Origin of the sequence: Oryzobacter faecalis, from assembly GCF_046764005.1 — a bacterium.
GTDB lineage: Bacteria > Actinomycetota > Actinomycetes > Actinomycetales > Dermatophilaceae > Oryzobacter > Oryzobacter faecalis.
The window spans coordinates 698,329-717,091 of sequence record NZ_JBKOFW010000001.1 but is presented as its reverse complement, the minus strand read 5'-3'; the positions used below and the strand labels follow the sequence as shown (position 1 = coordinate 717,091).

The 18,763-nt window shown below is 73.5% G+C and carries 18 protein-coding genes; 7 read left to right on the top strand and 11 right to left on the bottom strand.

All coding sequences use genetic code 11. From position 1 onward, the window contains the following. The first annotated feature begins 89 nt into the window (after positions 1 to 89). Positions 90 to 755 carry a potassium channel family protein gene (locus ACK8HX_RS03345; RefSeq protein WP_411939224.1) on the top strand — a complete coding sequence of 222 codons (666 nt, stop codon included), beginning with the start codon at positions 90 to 92 and terminating at the stop codon, positions 753 to 755. Between the two features lie 19 nt (positions 756 to 774). Further along, positions 775 to 1,482: a potassium channel family protein gene (locus ACK8HX_RS03340; protein ID WP_411939223.1), complete on the top strand. Its 708-nt coding sequence runs from the start codon at positions 775 to 777 to the stop codon at positions 1,480 to 1,482. Positions 1,483 to 1,503: 21 nt separating this feature from the next. Here ACK8HX_RS03340 and ACK8HX_RS03335 read toward each other — a convergent pair whose 3' ends face one another. The 7 genes from ACK8HX_RS03335 to ACK8HX_RS03305 form a co-directional block, all read right to left on the bottom strand. Further along, positions 1,504 to 2,241, bottom strand: a complete 738-nt coding sequence (locus ACK8HX_RS03335; RefSeq protein ID WP_411939222.1) for a DUF3159 domain-containing protein — start codon at positions 2,239 to 2,241, stop codon at positions 1,504 to 1,506. Then, positions 2,238 to 2,597: an OB-fold nucleic acid binding domain-containing protein gene (locus ACK8HX_RS03330; RefSeq protein ID WP_411939221.1), complete on the bottom strand. Its 360-nt coding sequence runs from the start codon at positions 2,595 to 2,597 to the stop codon at positions 2,238 to 2,240. Before ACK8HX_RS03330 ends, ACK8HX_RS03335 begins: the two co-directional genes overlap by 4 nt. Next, a complete protein-coding gene (locus ACK8HX_RS03325) occupies positions 2,597 to 3,352 on the bottom strand; it encodes a DUF3710 domain-containing protein (RefSeq protein ID WP_411939220.1) in 756 nt (251 codons plus the stop codon). The genes ACK8HX_RS03330 and ACK8HX_RS03325 overlap by 1 nt, the downstream gene beginning before the upstream one ends. 43 nt (positions 3,353 to 3,395) lie before the next feature. Continuing rightward, positions 3,396 to 3,866 carry a dUTP diphosphatase gene (dut, locus tag ACK8HX_RS03320; protein WP_411939219.1) on the bottom strand — a complete coding sequence of 157 codons (471 nt, stop codon included), beginning with the start codon at positions 3,864 to 3,866 and terminating at the stop codon, positions 3,396 to 3,398. 20 nt (positions 3,867 to 3,886) lie between these two features. Continuing rightward, positions 3,887 to 4,186, bottom strand: a complete 300-nt coding sequence (locus ACK8HX_RS03315) for a DUF4193 domain-containing protein (RefSeq protein WP_411939218.1) — start codon at positions 4,184 to 4,186, stop codon at positions 3,887 to 3,889. Between the two features lie 160 nt (positions 4,187 to 4,346). Continuing rightward, the gene (locus ACK8HX_RS03310) at positions 4,347 to 5,228 is read right to left on the bottom strand and encodes an inositol monophosphatase family protein (RefSeq protein ID WP_411939217.1); all 882 of its coding nucleotides are present in this window, start codon (positions 5,226 to 5,228) and stop codon (positions 4,347 to 4,349) included. Continuing rightward, complete coding sequence (locus ACK8HX_RS03305) at positions 5,228 to 6,340, bottom strand: ferrochelatase (protein ID WP_411939216.1); 1,113 nt, start codon at positions 6,338 to 6,340, stop codon at positions 5,228 to 5,230. The genes ACK8HX_RS03310 and ACK8HX_RS03305 overlap by 1 nt, the downstream gene beginning before the upstream one ends. 120 nt (positions 6,341 to 6,460) lie before the next feature. Between ACK8HX_RS03305 and sepH the strand changes: the two genes are divergently transcribed. Continuing rightward, positions 6,461 to 7,621: a septation protein SepH gene (sepH, locus tag ACK8HX_RS03300; protein ID WP_411939215.1), complete on the top strand. Its 1,161-nt coding sequence runs from the start codon at positions 6,461 to 6,463 to the stop codon at positions 7,619 to 7,621. A gap of 25 nt (positions 7,622 to 7,646) precedes the next feature. Here the strand turns inward: sepH and ACK8HX_RS03295 are convergent, their stop codons facing one another. From ACK8HX_RS03295 to ACK8HX_RS03280, 4 genes are all read right to left on the bottom strand, one after another. Further along, a complete protein-coding gene (locus tag ACK8HX_RS03295) occupies positions 7,647 to 8,324 on the bottom strand; it encodes a thymidine kinase (RefSeq protein ID WP_411939214.1) in 678 nt (225 codons plus the stop codon). Positions 8,325 to 8,335: 11 nt separating this feature from the next. Continuing rightward, complete coding sequence (locus ACK8HX_RS03290) at positions 8,336 to 9,490, bottom strand: alkaline phosphatase family protein (RefSeq protein ID WP_411939213.1); 1,155 nt, start codon at positions 9,488 to 9,490, stop codon at positions 8,336 to 8,338. Between the two features lie 2 nt (positions 9,491 to 9,492). After that, positions 9,493 to 10,083, bottom strand: coding sequence for a DUF5998 family protein (locus ACK8HX_RS03285; protein ID WP_411939212.1), 591 nt, complete (start codon positions 10,081 to 10,083; stop codon positions 9,493 to 9,495). Between the two features lie 97 nt (positions 10,084 to 10,180). Next, positions 10,181 to 12,847, bottom strand: coding sequence for a bifunctional acetate--CoA ligase family protein/GNAT family N-acetyltransferase (locus ACK8HX_RS03280; RefSeq protein WP_411939211.1), 2,667 nt, complete (start codon positions 12,845 to 12,847; stop codon positions 10,181 to 10,183). Positions 12,848 to 12,910: 63 nt separating this feature from the next. On the opposite strand from ACK8HX_RS03280, the gene ACK8HX_RS03275 reads away from it, so the two are divergent. The 4 genes from ACK8HX_RS03275 to ACK8HX_RS03260 all read left to right on the top strand — a co-directional run bounded on the left by ACK8HX_RS03275 (position 12,911) and on the right by ACK8HX_RS03260 (position 18,763). After that, positions 12,911 to 13,528 (top strand): nitroreductase family protein, encoded by a 618-nt coding sequence (locus ACK8HX_RS03275; RefSeq protein ID WP_411939210.1) that lies wholly within the window; start codon positions 12,911 to 12,913, stop codon positions 13,526 to 13,528. 83 nt (positions 13,529 to 13,611) lie between these two features. Next, complete coding sequence (locus tag ACK8HX_RS03270) at positions 13,612 to 16,053, top strand: DNA gyrase/topoisomerase IV subunit A (protein ID WP_411939209.1); 2,442 nt, start codon at positions 13,612 to 13,614, stop codon at positions 16,051 to 16,053. A 184-nt stretch (positions 16,054 to 16,237) separates the two neighbouring features. After that, positions 16,238 to 17,614, top strand: coding sequence for an ABC transporter substrate-binding protein (locus tag ACK8HX_RS03265; protein ID WP_411939208.1), 1,377 nt, complete (start codon positions 16,238 to 16,240; stop codon positions 17,612 to 17,614). Positions 17,615 to 17,743: 129 nt separating this feature from the next. Beyond that, positions 17,744 to 18,763, top strand: coding sequence for a carbohydrate ABC transporter permease (locus tag ACK8HX_RS03260; RefSeq protein ID WP_411939207.1), 1,020 nt, complete (start codon positions 17,744 to 17,746; stop codon positions 18,761 to 18,763).

Sequence of the window (18,763 nt, the reverse complement as noted above, 5' to 3'; positions counted from 1 at the left end):
GACAGACACTGTAGGGCGATGCGGGTCCGGTGCCGCCCTCGTCCCGGACGGGCTCTCAGGGTGAGGTCCTCCCGTGTACCGTCGGGACCGTGCACTTCGTCATCATGGGCTGCGGCCGCGTGGGGGCCTCCCTCGCCCGCGCCATCGAGCGGGCCGGCCACGAGGTCGCCGTCATCGACCAGGAAGAGTCGGCCTTCCGTCGCCTCGGTACGAGCTTCGAGGGCCGGACGGTCACCGGGGTCGGGTTCGACCGGAACACGTTGCGCGCGGCCGGGATCGACCACGCCTACGCCTTCGCGGCCGTCTCGAGCGGCGACAACTCCAACATCCTCGCGGCCCGCGTCGCGCGCGAGAAGTACGGCGTCGAGAACGTCGTCGCGCGCATCTACGACCCCGGCCGCGCCGAGATCTACCAGCGCCTCGGCATCCCCACCGTCGCCACGGTGAAGTGGACGAGCGACCAGATGCTCCGCCGGCTGCTCCCCCAGGGACACGTGCCGGAGTTCACCGACCCGTCGGGGCGGGTCGTCATCGCCGAGATGCCCGTCGCGACGGCGTGGACCGGCCGGCGGCTGTCCGAGGTCGAGCACGCCACCGGCGGCCGCGTGGCCTACGTGACCAGGCTCGGTGACGGCCTGCTGCCGACGGCCGACACGGTCTACCAGGAGGGCGACCTCGTCCACCTCGCGCTGCGCCGCGAGGACCTCGCCGCCGCGGAGAAGGTCCTCGACAGCGCTCCCCCCTCGAGCTCCTGACCCGAAAGGCCCCACACCCATGCGCGTCGTCATCGCCGGAGCCGGAAGCGTCGGGCGCTCCATCGCCCGCGAGCTCCTGCGCAACGAGCACCACGTCCTCCTCATCGACCGCGACGCCGATGCCGAGCGTGTGGCGAAGGTCCCTGACGCCAGCTGGCTGCAGGCCGACGCCTGCGAGATCGACTCGCTGTCCGAGGCGGGCCTGGCCGACTGCGACGTCGTCGTCGCGGCCACCGGCGACGACAAGGTCAACCTCGTCCTGTCGCTGCTCGCCAAGACCGAGTTCGGCGTGCCCCGCACCGTCGCCCGCGTCAACAACCCCCGCAACGAGTGGATGTTCGACGAGGCCTGGGGCGTCGACGTCGCTGTCTCGACCCCGCGCCTGATGACGGCGCTCGTCGAGGAGGCCGTGAGCGTCGGTGACCTCGTGCGGATCTTCGAGTTCCAGCAGGGCAAGGCGATGATGGTCGAGATGACCCTCCCCGTCGGCAGCCCCTACGCCGGCTCCCGGGTCGGCGACGTACCGTTCCCGGGCAGCACCGTCCTCACCGGGATCATCCGCGAGGGCCTCCCCATCGCGCCGAGCCGCGACGACGCGCTCGAGCCCCTGGACGAGCTGCTCTTCATCACCACGCCCGACGTCGAGGCCGAGCTCGAGACGCTCCTCTCCCCCGGTCAGCGCCACAAGCGCGAGACCGAGGGTGGCGACGACGACGACGACCTCTGAGCACGGTCGCTGCTGCGGTCGTCAGTCCCGGACGGGGTCCTCGTCGCGGCGGGCGGGCGCGACGTCGTGCTCGGCACCCGGGCCACGCCCCGGTTCCAGCGGGGTGTGGCCCGCGACGAGGAGCCAGCCCATGACCGCCACGGCGGCCACCCACAGCGGCCACCCGAGGGCGATCTTCGCCGCACCCAGCCAGGCGACCTCGGCCGAGAGGTACAGCGGCACCATGACGGCGATGCGGATCGCGTAGGTCGCACAGAGCACCCAGGTCAGGCGCGAGCAGACGCGGACCATGCCACGGTCACGGCGCCAGGCGAACAGGTCCTCCGCGGCCCGGGGGTCCCCGGCGCCGACGAGGAAGCCGACCGCCGGCCAGCGGGTGAGGATCGAGACGAGCGTCGCCACGAGGAAACCGGCGTTGGTGAGGATGCCCGGCAGGAACGCGTCCTCGGCCCGGCCCGAACGCACCGCGAAGAACGCGGCGATGGCGGTGGCGAACACGGCGCCGAGGACGTGTTGGACCGAGGACCGCTGTGCCACACGGATCCCCGCGAGGACGAGGGCGATGACGACCGCCGCGCCGGCAGCGAGCGGAACGTCGCGGCGCCACGTGTACAGCGCGACGAAGGCGATGGTGGGAAGGGCCGTCTCGACCGACCCGCGCCAGCCGCCGAGGGCGGTGGACAGGCGGTGCCGGATGAGGGCCTCGACGGTCTCGGCCGTGGGCTGCCCGGTGGCGCCCTGCACGCCGGCCCCGGTCACGCGCCCGGCACGATCTCGTACGCCGGGTTGAAGATCGTGGGGACGCCGCGCACCTCGGCCACGCGCCCCCGGGCCCGGAGGAAGACCCCCGGCTCGATGCCGGCGATGGTGCGGCGGCCGATCCACACGAGGTTCACGGCGCCCTTGCCGTCCCAGACCTCGGCGACGAGCGCGGGGACGCTGCGCCGCGGCGGCAGCGTCACGGTGCGGACCGTGCCGCAGACGCAGGCCGGATGGCGCGGCGCGAGCGCGGTGAGGTCGTCGCCGCCCTCGGTGAGCGCCTGCTCCTGCAGGACGTCGGCCTGGTGCTCGGCCTGGGTCTTCGAGAAGTCGTGCAGCCGCTCCCGCAGGCCCATCACCGCACCTCGGTGATCTCGGGGCCGCGCTCGAACGGGTCGAGCGAGGGGCGGCGCTGCTCGCCGGCCTCCCCCTCGGCCTCGGCCGCGGCCGCTTCGGCGGCGGCGTCGCGCGGCAGGCTCAGGGGGAGCAGCTCGCGCGGCGCCATCGGCTCGGTGCCGCGGACGACGACCGCGGCCCGCAGGACGTCGAGGAGCGGCCCGGCCGCGACCTCGTCGATCGCCGCTCGCCCGGACAGCACGCCGCGGAGGAACCACCGGGGCCCGTCGACACCGACGAACGTCGCCGGTGCGAACACCGTTCGTCCGTCGGGGCCGGCGGAGGGCATCCGCGTGCGCAGCTCGGTGCCGAGACCACCCGCGTGCTCCTCGACCGTGCCGCCCTGGGACTCGACGGCCGAGGCGATCTCGCCGCGGATGTCGTCCCAGAGACCCTCGGTGCGCGGTGCGGCGAAGGCCTGGAGCTGGAGGGCGGAGTCGCCGATGACGGCGGTCGCGGCGTTGACCTGCTGGGTCTGCTGGTCGAGCTCGAGGCGCAGCTCCATCCCCTCGACCCCGCGCAGCCAGAGGGCACCGAGGTCGACGCGGCCGTCGCGGCCCTCGACCTCGGCGACGTCCCAGGGGCCGTCGACGCGGATGTCGGCGTCGGCGTCGGACGCCGTGGGTCCGCCGGCCTGCTCGACGGTGCCCGCCTCGTCGGAGCCCTCGGGGACCTCGACGGTCTCGGCGTCCTTCTTCCGCTTGAAGATGCTCACTGCGCTGTCGTCCTCGGGTCTGGGGTGGTCGTGCGGCGGGTCGTCACCGCGGGGCCGGCGCGCCGAAGCCGCCGGTGGACCCGTGTCCAGTCTCCCCCCGGGCGCTGTCCGGAAGCGAATCCGTGGCGGCGAAGTCGGCCTGGAGGTAGTGCTGGACGACGAGCTGGGCGATGCGGTCGCCGACCCGGACGGTGAACGGGTCGCGCGGGTCGAGGTTCACGAGGTTGACGAGGACCTCGCCCCGGTAGCCGGAGTCGACCGTACCCGGGGCGTTGACGATCGTGACCCCGTGGCGCGCCGCGAGCCCGGAGCGCGGATGGACCAGGCCGACGGTGCCGGGCGGCAGCGCGACGGCGATGCCGGTGGGGACGAGCGCACGTTCCCCGGGGGCGATGGTCACCTCGGTGACGCTGGTGAGGTCCGCCCCGGCGTCGCCGTCGGTGCTGTACCGCGGCAGCGAGGCCTGCGGGTGGAGCAGCCGGACGGCGACCGGGACGTGGTCGGGCGCGCTCACGGGATCGAGGTCGACGCCGGTCAGGCGGCGCACTCCCGGCACACGAGCACCCCGGACTTCTCGCTCGCGAGCTGGCTGCGGTGGTGCACGAGGAAGCACCGCGAGCAGGTGAACTCGTCCGCCTGTCGCGGGAGCACCCGCACGGAGAGCTCCTCACCGGACAGGTCGGCGCCGGGGAGCTCGAAGCCCTCCGCCTGCTCGGTCTCGTCGACGTCGACGCTGGAGGCGCGCTTGTCGACGCGGCGGTTCTTGAGCTCCTCGATGGAGTCCTCGGACAGCTCGTCGTCGGTCTTGCGCGGCGCGTCGTAGTCGGTCGCCATTGCTGATGTCCACCCTTCGTCGTCTGAACTCGGCCCTGACAACGCACGGATGGCCGAGTTTGTGCCCGCCGCCGCGATGCGTGGCGCGGCGATTGTGCACCATCGGGCCGGGCCGCGCCACGGCGGGTCCAACGCGTGGCCGTCGAGGCGGTGGCGGGCGTCAGCCGGGGGTCGTGACGTGGCGGGCCGTGAGCTCGCGGACGAGGTCGGCGAACGAGCCGACGAGGGCCGGTCCGCAGGCCCAGGTGAGGTCCCGGGTGGCCACCTCGTCGGCGGGGCCGCCGACGACCGCGCCGGCCTCGCGGGCGACCAGCTCGCCGGCCGCGCGGTCCCAGGCGTTGAGCGCCGTCTCGTAGTAGGCGTCGAGGCGCCCGGCGGCGAGGAAGCACAGGTCGAGGGCGGCGCTGCCCATCCGCCGGATGTCGCGGACCTGGGGCAGCAGCTCGGCGAGCAGGGCCGCCTGGCGACGGCGCAGGTCGGCGTCGTACCCGAACCCGGTGCCCACGAGGGCGACGGCGAGGTCGTCGGCCCCGGTGACCCGCAGCCCGCGGGTGGCACCGCCGGTGGTGAGGCGCGCCCCTCCGCCGAGGTGGGCGTGGAACAGCTCGCCGGTGGCGGCCGAGAGGACGGCCCCGGCCACGGGCTGCCACGCGCCGGGTGTCGTGGGGTCACCGACGACGGCGGCGAGGGAGACCGCGTAGGTGGGGATGTCGTACAGGTAGTTGACGGTGCCGTCGATGGGGTCGACGACCCAGGTGACGCCGCTCGTGCCGCGCCGGCCGCCCTCCTCCTCCCCGAGGACGCCGTCGTCGGGCCGCAGCCCGGCGAGGCGGCGCAGCACGAGCTCCTGGCTGCGCTGGTCCATGACGGTCACCGGATCCGTCGCGGACGACTTCGCGGCGACACCGAGCTCGGCGGGGCGCTCGTCGACGACGAGGCGCCCGGCCTCGAGGACGACGCGGCGGGCGACGTCCTCCAGCCCGGGAAGGTCGAGGGTGGTGGGGTCGAGGGCGGTGGGGTCGAGGAGGCCGGCGGGCGTCATCAGTCGCTGCCGCACAGGGCCGGGCGGGCGGCCCGCAGGTTGGGGCAGCAGCCGGGCGCACACACGGACGGGCGCACGTCGCCGGGCAGCCACGACTCGGGCACGACGAGCTCGCCGCGGGCCTCCGCGGCCCGCTCGAGGAGCAGGTCGACGAGCCCCTCGACGAAGTGGTCGTCGGTGTCGGGGGTCGCGACGCGGACGAACGGCAGGCCCACCCGCGCGGCGGTCTCGGCGGCCTCGGTGTCGAGGTCGTGGACGACCTCCATGTGGTCCGAGACGAAGCCGATCGGCGCGACGACGACCGTGGTCCCGGGGTCGGCCCCGGCGGCGAGCTCCTCGATCCGGTCGTTGACGTCGGGCTCGAGCCAGGGCTGGCTCGGCGGTCCGGAGCGCGAGCAGAAGACCAGCTCACCCGGGAGCTCCAGGGCGAGCTCGGCGTTGACCTCGTCGGTGAGCCGGCGGGCCAGGCGCACGTGCTGGTCGGCGTAGAGGTTCCCCTCGCCGTCGCCGGGCCCGCTCGTGTCGTCCATCGCCTCCGGGACCGAGTGGGTGACGAAGAGCAGGTGGGCACGGGACGGGTCGGGCAGGCTCCGCACGGCCTCGAGGAGTGCGCGCCGCCACGCCAGCCCGAGACCCGGGTGGACGACGTAGGGGCGCACCTTGTCGACGACGAGGCCGTCGGCCGCCGGACCGACCTCCTCCACGGCCGCGGCGAGGTCCTCGCGGTACTGGCGGCACGACGAGTACGACGAGTAGGCGCTGGTGAGCAGGGTGACGACGCGGGTGGCCCCGAGGTCGAGCACCTCCTGCACCGCGTCGGCGAAGAACGGCGCGCTGTTGCGGTTGCCCCAGACGACGGGGGTGGTGATGCCGCGGCGGTCGAGCTCGGCGCGCAGCCGGGCGAGGAGGGCCCGGTTGAGGTCGTTGATCGGGCTGCGCCCCCCGCGGTCGAGGTAGTGCTCGGCCACCTCGGCCAGCCGCTCGTCGGGGACCCCGCGGCCGGCGACGACCCGGCGGAGGAAGGGCATGACCTCCTGGGGCGCCTCGGGTCCGCCGAACGACCCGAGGAGGACGGCGTCGTAGGGCTCGAGCGCGGCGTGGGCATCGGTCATGCGACCAGCGTAGAAGGGGGCTCCACGCCGAATCCGGACGGGTTCGGCGTGGGCTCCGTGACCGGGGCGTGATCGAGTGGCATGGTCGGGACCGACGACGAGCAACTCCGGGAGCCCGACATGCAGGACCTTCGCCTCATCGGCGTCCACGAGGACGGCCACCACCTCCTGCTCGCCGACGCCGACGGCGGTCGCTACCGCCTCACCCTCGACGAGGCGCTGCGCGCCGCCGCCCGTCGCGACCGACCCCGGCTCGGTCAGCTCCAGATCGAGATCGAGGGCGGGCTGCGCCCGCGCGAGGTGCAGGCCCTCATCCGGCGGGGGCTGTCGACCGAGGAGGTCGCCGAGCGCGCGGGGTGGACCGTCGAGAAGGTGCGCCGGTTCGAGGGCCCGGTCCTCGCCGAGCGCGAGCACGTCGCCCGGGTGGCCCAGCAGTGCGCGGTGGGGTCCCGCGGCACCGGGCCGGAGACCCTCGCCGACCGCGTCGGCGAGCGGCTGCGAGACCGCGGGGTCGAGCGCGACGACGCCGAGTGGGACTCCTCGCGGGACGAGGAGGGCACGTGGACGCTGACGATGACCTTCCCCGCGGGCGGCCGCCAGCGCACCGCCACGTGGCGCTACGAGCCCCTCGGTGGTGCGGTCACGCCCTCGAACGACGAGGCCCGCTGGCTCAGCGAGGAGAGCGTGGGGTCGGCCGCCATCCCGACGCCGCACACCGCGCCGACCTCGGGTGACCACGACGTCTACGACGTCGACGCCGACGGCGGCGTGGGACGCTCGCCCCGCGCCCGCGGCGCGCACGAGCCGATCGACCTCATGGCGGCGATGCGCGAGCACAGCACCCGCGGGCGGCGCGGCCGCAGCCGCCGTCCCTCCCCCGCGACGACCCCGGGCGACGACGAGCCGCGCCCCGACGCCCTCCCGATCGAGGACCTCGCCGTCGACCCCGCCGACGCTCCCCCGCCGCCGGCGTCCCGGGGGCGCAACCCGCTGTCGGCGCACCTCGAGGCGCCGTCGTCGTCCGAGCAGCTGGTCGGCGGCTTCTCCGAGGACGACGCGGCCGCCGGCGCCGTCGAGTCCCCCGCGGCCCTGGAGGCGGTGCCCCCACGCGCCGACCCCGCCGACGACCACCCCGCCGAGGCGTCGTCTCCCGCAGGCTCCGACGACGCGGGCGCGGCCGACGTCGACGCCCCCGCGCGCCGCCCGACCCCGGGCCGGAAGGGACGCCCGAGCGTGCCCAGCTGGGACGACATCGTCTTCGGCACCCGCGGCGGCTCGTAGCCCCCGCGACGGGCGACCCCCGGGATCAGGAGGGGGGCGGCACCGGGCAGACGTCGAGGTCGAAGGGCAGGGTGTCGGGCGAGACGGCCGCGGCCCGGGCGGCGTGGCTGTTCATCCGCCGCATGTAGTGCCGCCGGCAGAGCACCTCGTACTCGACGAGCCCCGCGGATGCGGCCGAGGTGTCCCCGACGACGACCTGCTCACCCTCGACGACCATGACGCCGTCGACGATGCGCGCGTTGTGGGTGGCCTTGCGCCCGCACCAGCACAGCGCCTCGACCTGGAGCAGCTGCACCCGGTCGGCGAGCTCGATGAGGCGGCGCGACCCGGGGAACAGCTCGGTGCGGAAGTCGGCGGTGATGCCGAACGCCGTGACCCCGATGCCCATCTCGTCGACGATCCGGGCGAGCTGCTCGACCTGCGCGGGCGTGTAGAACTGCGCCTCGTCACAGATGAGGTAGTCGATCCGCGCGCCGGCGGTGAGCCGCTCGACGATCTCCTCCCAGAAGTCGAGGTCGTCGTGGACCTCGATCGCCGCCGTCGACAGGCCGAGCCGCGAGGACAGGACCGACTCGCCCATCCGGTCCAGCTTGGTGAAGATCAGGCCCTGCCGCCCCCGGGCGCTGTTGTTGTGGTCCATCTGGAGGGCAAGGGTCGACTTGCCGCAGTCCATCGTGCCCGAGAAGAAGACCAGGTCCGCCACGAGGGGACACCCTAGGCGACGTCGGCGGCGGTGACGTGCACGACCGGTACGGCCACCTCGTCGGCGCTCAGCGAGCCGTGCAGGCCGATGAGGGCGAGCAGCTCGGGGCGGGCCCGGCGCGAGTCGACGACGGCGAAGGACCCGTGGGTCGCCACGACGACGTCGCCGATCCGCGCGAGGTTCACGGGGTCGACGGCGCCGAACCAGCCGGCCGCCACGGCCTCCTCGCGCAGGAGGACGTCGGCCCGGGGACCGAGCACCTCGGCCCAGGCCGCCTGCACGTCGGGCGCCGCTCCCGGCTCGGTCCACACCTGCGGAGCCCGGAACTCGAGCGAGACGTGCCGCGCGCCCGCCGACAGCCGGGGGTCGTCGGCGACGTCGACCCGCTCGTGGAGCGGGACGTCGACCATCCCGTGGTCGGCGGTGACGGTCAGCGAGCTGTCGCGCGGGAGGGAGGCCGCGAGCCGCGCGAGCTCGCGGTCGACCGCCTCGAGCTCGTCACCCCACTGCCACGCGTCGCAGCCGAAGACGTGGCCGACCTTGTCGAGCTCGCCCCAGTAGAGGTGGACCAGCGCCCGCGGCGTCGCCCGGGCAGCGGTGAGCGTGGCGTCGACCCGGGCCTCGAGCGACTCGGCGGCGACGAACCGGCCACCGCGCAGCGCGGCGTTCGTGAGGCCCGAGCCGTCGAAGAACGCCGGCCCGACCCGGGTCACCGCCACCCCGGCCCGGTCCACCCGCTCGAAGACCGTCTCGTGCGGCTGCCAGCGCAGCGGGTCGGGCCCGTCCTCCCAGGACAGCTCGTTGAGGAGGCGGTCCTCCCCCGGGACGAGTGCCTCGTACCCGACGAGGCCGTGGGCCCCCGCGGCGAGCCCGGTTCCGAACGACCCCATCGAGGTGGCGGTCGTCGACGGGAAGCCGGAGGGCACCCGCACGGTCGAGGGCAGCAGCGAGCGCAGGAACGGCGCGTGCCCGGCGCGGCGGACGAGGAGGTCGTGGCCGAGCCCGTCGACGAGGACGGTGACCGCCCGGCGGGCCGGCGGGAAGGTCAGCCGCGGCGCCACTCCCTCCGGTGCGGGGACACCGAGCGACACCGCGACCGCGGGGAGGACGTCGGCGAGCGCCGGGCCGTCGGCCTCGAACGGGGCGCCGGCCTCCTCCGCCGCCACGCTCAGCCCTGGCCGATGGCGGCCGAGAGCTCGCGCGCGAAGGACAGGGCGCGCTCGAGCGCGTCGTCGCCGTCGGCCGCGGCCGAGATGCGCAGGGCGATGTCGTCGCCGGTGACCGTGCCCTCGTAGCCGTGGTCGGCGTCGCAGTCGGGGTCGGCGCACGAGGCGGGGACGAGGTCGAGCCGGGCCACCGTGCCCCACCCGAGAGTGAGGGTGACCTCGCGCCCGAGCGAGCCCGGCACGTACGTCGAGGGGCTCTCGACGACGTGGGTGAGCATGACCCCGCGGACCGCCGACAGTGGGATCGACTCGGTCGTGGCCGTCGCGACGTCCTGCGGCGCGGGCGGCTCGTCGGCGTGGTCGTCGGCGTGGGCGATGAGCAGCCGCGAGGGCGTGAGGACGAGGACGGTGATGTGCCGCCGGACCACGTCGCGGTCGAAGGTCGTCTCGAGGTGGACGAGGTGGTCGACGATGGGCTCCCGCACGAGCGCCGCCGCGACGATGTCGGCGACGAGCGCGGGGTAGTAGCCGGCCCGCACGATCGCGGCGGTCAGCTCGACCGGCAGGACGGGGGCGTCGGACGGACTGCTCATCCCCCCATTGTGCCCTTCCCGGCCGGACCGTCCTCCCGCCGTCCCCAGCACCCGCCGCCGGCTCGGGCCCGGTCAGGTCAGGTCGGGTCAGGTCGGGTCAGGTCAGGGAGCGGCGGCCCGGGTCGGTGCGACGCGGCGCGGGGGCGAGGACGATCTCGGCGCCGAGGACCTCCACGCCGCCGGGGTGGGCGTTGACCGGGTTGAGGACGAGGGAGGCGACCTCCGGCAGGTCGTCGGCGAGCACCGACACGCGGGCGATGAGGTCGGCGAGGGCGGCCCGGTGCACCGGCGCCGCGCCCCGGTGCCCGTGGAGCACGGGGGCGGCCTTGACCGACGAGATGAGCTCGGAGACCGTGACGTCGGTGAGCGGCGGGATGCGGTAGGCGATGTCGTCGAGCAGCTCGGTCGGCAGCCCCGCGACCGAGAAGCCGATGACGGGCCCGAAGAGGGCGTCCTCGTCGGAGGTGACGACCACCGGCACGCCGGGCGTCGCCATCCGTTGGACGACGAGCCGGTCGGCGTCGAGGGGGGCGAGCCGCTCGGTCAGGGACGCCCACGCCGAGCGCAGCGACACCTCGTCGCGCAGGTCGACCCGGAGCCCGCCGACCCCGCCCTGGTGGCGCAGCATCGGCGCGGTCGACTTGAGGACGACCGGGTACCCGACCTCCTCGGCGACCTCGACGGCCTCCTCGACCGTGCGGGCCTCGCGGCGGGTCCACACGTCGATGCCGTAGGCCGCGAGGAGGGCGTTCGCCTCGTCCTCACCGAGGCGGCGCCCCTTCGGGTCGACCGAGAGCACGGTCTCGACGACGTCCTCCGCGATGCGCCGGTTGATCCCCGCCGGCGCGACGGGCAGGCCACGGTCCTTGGCCCGCCACTGGCCGTAGCGGGTGGCCGACGCGAGGGCCCGCACCGCGTCCTCGGGCATGGCGTAGACGGGGATCGCGCGGGTCGAGCCTCCCGTGCCGCTCACGGTGCGGTGGCCGTCGTCGACCCCGCGCATCCCGAGGAAGGTCGCCACCACGGGCTTGTCGGACGCGGCGGCGGCGTCGCGGACGGCCGCGGCGACGTCGGCGTCACCGGTGACGAGCGGGGGGATGAAGCAGGCGACCACGGAGTCGACGCGCGGGTCGTCGAACGCGGCCTGCAGGGCGGTGCGGAACTCGGCGGCGGTCGCCTCGCTGCGCAGGTCGACCGGCCCGTGGGTGACGGTCAGGGCCCAGCTCGTGCAGGCGTCGGCGGTGAGGGTGCCCAGGGCCGAGGAGTTCGACACGATGGCGACCCGGTCCCCCGCCGGCAGCGGCTGCGAGGTGACGAGCTGGGCGACGTCGAAGAGCTGGTGGACGTTCTCGACCCGGATGACGCCCGCCTGCCGCAGCATCGCCGCGAAGACCTCGGGGCGGGCCCTGGTCGCCCGCACCCGGTGGCCGGGCGGGACCCCGAACCGGCTCACCCCGGACTTGACGACGATGACCGGCTTGATGGCCGCGAGGTTGCGGGCGATCCGCGAGAACTTGCGCGGGTTGCCCATCGACTCGAGGTAGAGCCCGACCGCGTCGGTGGAGTCGTCGTCGATCCAGTACTGCATGAAGTCGTTGCCGGAGACGTCGACCCGGTTGCCGGCCGACCCGAACGTCGAGATGCCGAGGTTGCGCCGGGCCGCCGACGCGAGGACCGCGATGCCGAGGGCGCCGGACTGCGCGAACAGCCCGAAGCGACCGCGCGGCGGCACCACCGGCGCGAGCGAGGCGTTGAGCCGCACCCCCTCGTCGTTGTTGATGATCCCGAACGAGTTCGGCCCGACGACCCGCATCCCGGCGCCGCGGGCGCGGCGGACCAGCTCGGCCTGCAGACGGGCGCCGTCGCGGCCCTCCTCGGCGAAGCCGGACGAGACGACGAGGAGGGCCTTGACCCCTGCCTCCGCGCACTCGTCGACGACCTCGAGGACGGCGTGGGCCGGCACGGCGATGACCGCGAGGTCGACCGGCTCGGGGATCGCGCCGACGGAGGGGTAGGCCTTGCGGCGACGCAGCGTGCGCACGTTGGGGTTGACCGGGTGCACCCTGCCGGTGAACCCGGCCTCGAGGATCCGCTCGAGCACCTGGCTGCCCATCGCGTCCTTGCGCCGGCTGGCCCCGACGACGGCGACGACCGAGGGGGTGAGCAGCGCCCGGAGGCTCTGCGCCTCGGCGCGGTGCTCGCGCGACATCTCGACGGCCCGCGACCGGTCGGTGGGCTCGATGTCGAACCCGACCTCGACGACCCCGTCCTCGACGCGACGCGACACCTCGTACCCGGCGTCGGCGAAGACCGCGAGCATCTTGCGGTTCTGCGGCAGCACCTCGGCCGTGAAGCGGCTGATCCCCATGTCCCGGGCGATCGCGGCGAGGTGCTCGAGGAGCACCGAGCCGATGCCCTTGCCCTGGTAGTGGTCGGAGATGTTGAACGCGACCTCGGCGCTGCGCGCGTCGATCCGGTCGTAGCGCCCGATGCCGATGATCTCGTCGCGCATCGTCACGACGAGGGCGACCCGGTCGACGTAGTCGACGTGCGTGAAGCGGTGGACGTCGGAGTCGCTGAGCCGGCGAAGCGGGGCGAAGAAGCGCAGGTAGATCGACTCGTCGGACTGCGCGGCGTGGAACCGGTGGATCCCGGCGGTGTCCGATGGGCGGATCGGGCGGATCCGCGCGACCGTCCCGTCGCGCAGGACGACGTCGGCCTCCCACTCGGCGCGGTAGCCCGGGGGGAGCTCCTCGTCGTCCATGGGCCCATCGTGCCACCCGGGGCGGCCGGCGCCCGGCCGTCGTCCGACCTGCACACTGGGCCCGTGGAGCTGCGCGACGCCGTCCGTCGCCGACGCATGGTGCGCCGGTTCGACCCCGACCGCCCCGTCCCGGAGGCGGTCGTCCGCGACCTCGTCCGGCTCGCCGTGCGCGCGCCCAGTGCGGGGTTCAGCCAGGGCTGGGACTTCCTCGCCCTCCTCGACGACGCCGACCGCGACGCCTTCTGGGCCGCCACCGACGACGGGCGGCCGCAGGACGCCTGGCGGCGAGGGGTCGCGGCGGCGCCCGCCCTCGTCCTCTGCCTGAGCCACCCCGACGCCTACCTGGACCGCTACGCCCTGCCGGACAAGGGCTGGACCGACCGCGACCCGGGCCGCTGGCCGGTCCCCTACTGGGACACCGACACGGCGATGGCCGCGATGGTGCTCCTCCTCGCCGCCGAGGACGCCGGCCTCGGCGCCCTGTTCTTCGGCGTGCCCGGCGAGCGCCACGACGCCGTCCGTATGGCCCTCGGCATCCCGTCGGACCGGCGGCTCGTCGGGGTCGTGGCCCTCGGTCACGAGGCGGAACGGGTCGGCGGGTCGGCCCGCACGCGGGTCCGCCGCCCCTTGCGCGACGTCCTCCACCTCGGCCGGTTCGGAGTGTCGTCGCCGCGCCCGTGAGCGGCGTTTGTGAGGATGGTGCGGAGCACCGTCGCGCGAGCGTCGGTGACCCGCCACGAGACCCCGGAGCCGAGCCCCACCCCATGGCCAAGCGCAGCAGCACCCCTCCCCCCGAGGACATCGTCGAGAACATCGTCGACATCGACGTCGAGGAGGAGATGCGCTCCGCGTTCCTCGAGTACTCGTACAGCGTCATCTACTCGCGGGCGCTGCCCGACGCCCGCGACGGCCTCAAGCCGGTGCAGCGCCGGATCCTCTACGGGATGAGCGAGCTGGGGCTGCGCCCGGACCGACCCCACGTGAAGTCCAGCCGCGTCGTCGGCGAGGTCATGGGCAAGTACCACCCGCACGGCGACCAGGCGATCTACGACGCCCTCGTCCGCCTGGCCCAGCCGTTCACGATGCGCCTGCCCCTCGTCGACGGCCACGGCAACTTCGGCTCCCTCGACGACGGCCCCGCCGCGTCCCGGTACACCGAGGCCCGGATGGCGCCCGCGGCCCTGCTCATGGTCAGCGGGCTCGACGAGGACACGGTCGACTTCGTCCCGAACTACGACGACTCGCTGACCCAGCCGGGCGTCATGCCCGCCGCCTACCCCAACCTCCTCGTCAACGGCGCGAGCGGGATCGCCGTCGGCATGGCCACGAACATGGCCCCGCACAACCTCGTCGAGGTCATCGGCGCGGCGCGCCACCTCATCACCCACCCCGACTGCTCGCTCGACGACCTCATGAAGTTCGTCCCCGGCCCGGACCTGCCCGGCGGCGGGCGGGTCATCGGCCTCGACGGCATCCGCGACGCCTACCTCACCGGGCGCGGCAGCTTCCGCACCCGCGCGACCTGCCGCGTCGAGAAGATCACCCCGCGCCGGATGGGCATCACCGTCACCGAGCTGCCCTACCTCGTCGGCCCCGAGAAGGTCATCGAGCGCGTCAAGACCCTCGTGCAGTCCAAGAAGCTGCAGGGGATCAGCGACGTCAAGGACCTCACCGACCGCAAGAACGGCCTGCGGCTGGTGTTCGAGGTCAAGAACGGGTTCAACCCCGACGCCGTCCTCGAGCAGCTCTACCGGTTGACCCCGATGGAGGACTCCTTCGGCATCAACGCCGTCGCCCTCGTCGACGGGCAGCCGCGGACCCTGGGCCTGAAGGAGCTGCTGCGGGTCTACGTCGACTTCCGCACCGACGTCGTCCGCCGCCGCACCGAGTACCGCCTCGGCAAGCGGCGCGACCGCCTCCACCTCGTCGAGGGCCTGCTCGTCGCGATCCTCGACATCGACGAGGTGATCCAGCTGATCCGCGGCTCCGACGACGCCGCGGCGGCCAAGGCCCGCCTCATCTCGGTCTTCGACCTCTCCGACCCCCAGGCCGAGTACATCCTCGAGCTCCAGCTGCGCCGCCTCACGAAGTTCTCGCGGATCGAGCTCGAGGCCGAGCGCGACGAGCTGCAGCGCCAGATCGAGGCCCTCGAGGCGATCCTCGCCAGCGAGCTGGTGCTGCGGACGCTCGTGTCCGACGAGCTCGCCGACGTCGCCAAGGCCCACGGCACCCCCCGGCGCACCGTCCTCCTCGAGTCCGCAGGCACGCCGGCGGCCTCCGCGACCCCGCTCGAGGTCGCCGACGACCCCTGCTGGGTCCTCCTCTCCTCCACCGGCCTGCTGGCCCGCACCTCGGACGCCGGGCCGATCCCGTCCGAGGGTGGCCGCGCCAAGCACGACGCGATCATCGGGGCCGTGAAGACCACGGCGAGAGGCGAGTTCGCGCTCGTCACCTCGTTCGGGCGGATGGTGCGGATGTCGGCGCTCGAGCTCCCGACCCTGCCCCCGCTCGGCGGCGCGCCCAGCCTGTCCGGCGGCGCGCCCCTCGCCGTCTACGTCGACCTCCCCGCGGGCGAGCAGCCGCTGACGATCGTCCCGCTCGCCTCCGACGGACCTGGTGTCGCCCTCGGCACGGCCCAGGGCGTCGTCAAGCGGGTCACCACCGACTACCCGTCGCGCCCGGACTGGGAGGCCGTCTCGCTCAGGGACGGTGACCGCGTCGTCGGCGCCGTCGCCCTGCGCGACGGCGAGGAGGACCTCGTCTTCGTCACGACCGACGCCCAGCTGCTCCGCTTCCCCGCCTCCGCCGTCCGCCCCCAGGGCCGCGCGGCCGGTGGGATGGCCGGCATCCGGCTCTCCCCCGGCGCCGAGGTCGCCTTCTTCGGTGCCGTCGACGCCGTCGCCGAGAACGTCGTCGTCACCTCCTCCGGGTCCTCCGACGCGCTGCCGGGCACCCAGCCCGGGTCGCTCAAGGTCACCCCGTACGGCGAGTACCCCGCGAAGGGCCGCGGCACGGGCGGCGTTCGCGCGCACCGGTTCCTGCGCGGTGAGGACACGCTCGTCCTCGCCTGGGTCGGTGCGCTGCCGGCCCGCGCGTCGGGCGCCAACGGCGTCGCCATCGACCTCCCCGAGGCCACCGGCCGACGCGACGGGTCCGGCACGGCCTTCGCGAGCGTCATCGCGGGGATCGGCGCCCCGGTGCGCTGAGGTGCCGACGAACGGCGGGATGCGGCAGCCCGGACCGACCGACCAGTTCCCGTGTTACGGAATCGTTACCGCTCCATGCTGAACAGTCCGTTGCGCGGATGTGTAAACGCTTTTACGTTTGGTCGCGGTTCCCCTCATCGCCGAGGCCCCCGCCTCGGCGCGACCAGTGAAATGGAGGCGGGCTATGGCCCTCAGCTCTAAGCGGCGCTTCGCGGCGCTGTCCGGCATCGTCGCGGTGGCGCTCACCGCGACCGCCTGTGGTGGCGGTGACGGCGGCGACGGCGGTGACACCGGCGGCGACACGTCGGCCGGCACCATCGACTGCGCTCCCTACAAGGCGTTCGGTGACATCAAGGGCAAGACGGTCTCCGTCTACACCTCGATCGTCGCTCCCGAGGACGCCTCGCACATCGAGTCGTACAAGCCGTTCGAGGAGTGCACCGGCGCCACCGTCAAGTACGAGGGCTCGAAGGAGTTCGAGGCCCAGCTGCCGGTCCGCGTCAAGGGTGGCAACGCCCCCGACATCGCGTACCTCCCCCAGCCGGGTCTGCTCAAGACCATGGTCGCCACGGGTCAGGTCAAGCCCGCCCCGGCCGAGACCGGCGCCAACGTCGACAAGTGGTTCGGCGAGGACTGGAAGGCCTACGGCACGGTCGACGGCACCTTCTACGCCGCCCCGCTCGGCGCCAACGTCAAGTCGTTCGTCTGGTATTCGCCCTCGGCCTTCGCCGACAAGGGCTACACGGTGCCGAAGACGTGGGACGAGCTCCTCTCCCTGAGCGACAAGATCGCCGCCGACAACCCCGACAGCAAGCCGTGGTGCGCGGGCATCGAGTCCGGTGACGCCACCGGCTGGCCGGCCACCGACTGGGTCGAGGACGTCATGCTCCGCACGGCGGGCCCCGAGACCTACGACAAGTGGGTCAACCACGAGATCCCGTTCAACGACCCCGCGGTCGCCACGGCCCTCGCCGAGGTCGGCAAGATCCTCAAGAACGACAAGTACGTCAACGGTGGCCAGGGCGACGTCAAGACGATCGCCTCCACGGCCTTCCAGGACGCCGGCCTGGCGATCCAGGACGGCTCGTGCTGGATGCACCGCCAGGCGTCGTTCTACGCCGCCAACTGGCCCGAGGGCACCAAGGTCGCCGAGGACGGCGACGTCTGGGCCTTCTACCTGCCGGCCAAGGACGAGAGCACCAAGCCGGTCCTCGGTGGTGGCGAGTTCGTCGCCGCCTTCGCCGACCGTCCCGAGGTCAAGGCCTTCCAGACCTACCTCGCCAGCGACGTCTGGGCGAACGCCAAGGCCAAGACGACCCCGGCTGCGGGTGGCTGGCTCTCGGCCAACACCGGTCTCGACATCAACCTCCTCAAGACGCCGATGGACAAGCTGTCCGCCGAGATCCTCCAGGACGACGCGGCGGTCTTCCGGTTCGACGGTTCCGACCTCATGCCGGGCGCCGTCGGTGCCGGTTCCTTCTGGAAGGGCATGACCGACTGGATCGTCGGCAAGGACGACAAGGCCACGCTCGACTTCATCGAGCAGTCCTGGCCGAAGTGACCGTGACCTGACCCCCTGGTCGGTCCCATCGGCCGACCACCAGGTCCACCCGAGCCGGGGTGGGGGCGGAGGCCCTCCGCCCCCACCCCGGCTCTCCTGATGTGCATGACTTGACCCGGAGGTGCGTCAATGGCGACCAACGTCCTCGGTGCGGTCGGGACGGGGATCATCCCCGAGCCCCTCCTGCGTGCGGAAAGCGTCGGCGGCAAGTTCTTCCTCATGTTCTTCGCGGTCGCGTTCTTCGCGGCCGTCTTCGGCCTCGTCCTCTTCCTCGCCTCCCTCTTCAAGGGGCGCCGGGGCGAGCAGGCCCAGGGCGCGATCTTCGTGGGACCGGCGGTCCTGCTCCTCGCGGTCGGGCTCATGTACCCGGCGGTCCTCACCATCATCCAGTCGCTGCGCGGCCGGTCCGGGACCGGCGACTTCTCGTTCGAGAACTACACGGCGATGTTCACCCAGCCCGAGCTGCTGATCGTCCTGCGCAACACCGCGCTCTGGGTCGTCCTCGTGCCGTTCCTCGCGACGGCGATCGGCCTGCTCTACGCCATCCTCATCGACCGTGCCCGGGGCGAGGCGTTCGCCAAGGCGCTGATCTTCCTCCCGATGGCGATCTCCATGGTCGGCGCCGGCATCATCTGGAAGTTCGTCTACCAGTACAAGCAGACCGAGCGTCCCCAGATCGGCCTGCTCAACGGCATCCTCAAGGCGCTCGGGCTCGAGACCCAGCAGTTCCTCCTCGAGGCACCGCTCAACACGCTCATGCTCATCATCGTCATGGTGTGGATCCAGGCCGGCTTCGCGATGACGGTGCTGTCGGCCGCCATCAAGGCCATCCCCGACGAGATCATCGAGGCCGCCAAGCTCGACGGCGTCCAGGGCCTGAAGATGTTCCGGTTCATCACCTTGCCGAGCATCCGTGCGGCGCTCGTCGTCGTCCTCACGACGATCGGCATCGGCACGCTCAAGGTCTTCGACATCGTCCGGACGATGACGGGTGGCCAGTTCGACACCTCCGTCGTCGCGAACGAGTTCTACACGCAGACCTTCCGGTCCGACGCCGGCGGGCTCGGGGCGGCGCTCGCCGTGCTCCTGTTCGTCCTCGTCGTGCCGATCGTCATCTACAACGTCGTCCAGATGCGAAAGGAGGCCTGA